Origin of the sequence: Streptomyces beijiangensis (assembly GCF_017315755.1) — a bacterium.
Taxonomy (GTDB): Bacteria; Actinomycetota; Actinomycetes; order Streptomycetales; family Streptomycetaceae; genus Streptomyces; species Streptomyces beijiangensis.
On record NZ_JAFLRJ010000692.1, the window covers coordinates 1 to 293 of the forward strand.

Here is a 293-nt window from a genome sequence, read left to right on the forward strand (position 1 = left end):
GGCGTCAAGAACGGCAACACCGACAAGAGCGACTGCAACCAGCTCCAGCAGGTCGACCTCGCCACCGGCAAGCTCGGCTGGAAGGTCAAGGTCCCGTCGGAGAACGCCTTCGACATCATGACCGAGCTCTATCTCTCCATCTCGGGCAACACCGTGGGCGTGACCCGCATGGGCGGTTCCAGCGCCTTCTCGGTCACCGACGGCCGCCGCCTCTTCGGGCGGATGGCGGGCACCTGCCAGCCGGAGGGCTTCGCCGGCGGCGAGCATCTTGGCGCCGCCGGCGAAGCCCTCCG

At 68.6% G+C, this 293-nt stretch carries 1 pseudogene; it reads left to right on the forward strand.

What is annotated here, in order from left to right:
• Positions 1-293, forward strand: a pseudogene (locus tag J0695_RS38375) (outer membrane protein assembly factor BamB family protein); the annotation flags it as partial.